Origin of the sequence: Paraburkholderia ribeironis (assembly GCF_900019265.1) — a bacterium.
Lineage (GTDB): Bacteria > Pseudomonadota > Gammaproteobacteria > Burkholderiales > Burkholderiaceae > Paraburkholderia > Paraburkholderia ribeironis.
In genome coordinates this window covers 1-1,362 of sequence record NZ_CYGX02000142.1, presented here as the reverse complement: position 1 = coordinate 1,362, position 1,362 = coordinate 1, and the positions used below count along the sequence as shown (strand labels likewise).

The window sequence follows — 1,362 nt, the reverse complement described above, 5'->3', positions numbered from 1 at the left end:
TGACTGGGAGGAGGTCATGATAGGGCTCCTGCTGGAGAACGAGGCGGATTGCCTCATTCGCCAACATAAAGTGGAATAGCCTAGACTAAATCTGACAGTGGTCGGTTTCTCGTGCTGTTGCGCGTGGGCGCGGAGGACGTAGTCCGAAGCGGCAACGCGCGCGGCGAACCGCAAGGAGTCCACCATGACTCAGGAACAGAAAGTTATCCGCGCCAAGGTCGGCATGCTCGAACTGGCGCGGCAACTGGGCAATGTCAGTCAGGCCTGCCGGGTAATGGGCTATTCCCGCGACAGCTTTTACCGCTTCAAGGAACTGTACGACAAGGGCGGAGAGGCGGCTCTGCAGGAAATCTCCCACCATCGCCCGCTGCTGAAGAACCGCGTGGATCCGCAGGTCGAGGCGGCAGTGGTCGAACTGGCCCTGGAACTGCCCGCCTACGGCCAGATCCGTATCGCCAATGAGGTCCTCAAACGCCATGCCCTCAGCGTCTCGCCGCAGGGGGTGCGCAGCATCTGGTTGCGCCATGACCTCGAGACGATGAACAAACGCCTGAAGGCGCTGGAAGCGAAGTCTGCCCAGGAAGGGCTGGTGCTGACCGAATCGCAGCTCAGCGCGCTTGAGCGTGCCAAGCTGGAAAAGGAAACGCACGGCGAATTTGAATCTGAATGCCCCGGCTACTGCGGCGCCCAGGATACCTTTTACGTCGGCACGCTCAAGGGCGTCGGTCGCGTCTATCAGCAAACCTTCGTCGACACCTACTCGAAAGTGGCGTTTGCCAAACTCTACGACCGCAAGACACCGCTGCCAGCGGCCGACCTGCTCAACGATCGTGTCGTACCGTTCTTCGACAACTACGGCATTCCGCTCGCGCGCGTTCTGACCGACCGGGGGACCGAGTACTGCGGAAACCCCGAGCATCACGAATACGAGCTCTATCTGGCCGTGGAGAACATCGATCACACCCGCACCAAGGCGCGTTCTCCGCAAACCAACGGCATCGTCGAGCGGCTTCACAAGACCATGCTCAACGAGTTCTATCGCATCGCCTTCCGCAGGAAAATCTACGACTCGATCGCCGCCCTGCAGAGTGATCTGGACACATGGCTTGACCAGTACAACAATGAGCGCGAACATCAGGGGCGATGGTGCTATGGCAAGACGCCGATGCGTACTTTCCTCGATTCACTCGAACTCGCCAGGGAGAAACTAATTCCTCGCTGAATCGCCTTCCTTAATTCGCTTCTCCGACTACCTGTCAGGTCCGGTTCAGGCTAATACAGCTGAACAGTTGCGCCGTGTTCTTGGCCAAGCCCTTGTATCGGGTCTTGCGATGGCGAAACAGGTTCTTGACGATATGGAAT

The 1,362-nt window shown here is 58.6% G+C and carries 1 protein-coding gene; it reads left to right on the top strand.

Annotation, left to right across the window (positions count from 1 at the left end):
• The first annotated feature begins 184 nt into the window (after positions 1-184).
• On the top strand, positions 185-1,222 hold the full coding sequence (locus BN2475_RS32360; protein ID WP_094783422.1) for an IS481 family transposase: 1,038 nt from the start codon (positions 185-187) through the stop codon (positions 1,220-1,222).
• Positions 1,223-1,362: the final 140 nt, after the last annotated feature.